This is a genomic window from Leifsonia sp. SIMBA_070, from assembly GCF_046534635.1.
Classification (GTDB): domain Bacteria; phylum Actinomycetota; class Actinomycetes; order Actinomycetales; family Microbacteriaceae; genus Leifsonia.
Genome location: NZ_JAWRYK010000208.1, coordinates 1 through 276 on the forward strand (window position 1 = coordinate 1; position 276 = coordinate 276).

Sequence of the window (276 nt, forward strand, 5' to 3'; positions counted from 1 at the left end):
CGATCCTCTTCCTCGACTACGCGATCGGACACCGTTTCCGCGGATCCGCGCCGCTCGCGCTGCGCCGTCTCGGCGGCCGAACGGGCGAGGGCATCGGCTGGTTCCAAGTCGTGATCTGCGCGCTCATCGCGATCTACTACACGGGCGTGCTCGCGTGGGCGGGCAGCTACTTCGTCTTCTCGTTCGACGAGAAGTGGGGCGATGACACCCGCGGCTTCTTCACGGGCGACTATCTGCAGGTGTCTGACGGAGCGACCGCGCCTTTCACCCTCGACT

At 65.9% G+C, this 276-nt stretch carries 1 pseudogene; it reads left to right on the forward strand.

The features are described 5' to 3' along the window. Positions 1–276 (forward strand): annotated as a pseudogene (locus SB754_RS20050) (sodium-dependent transporter); the annotation flags it as partial.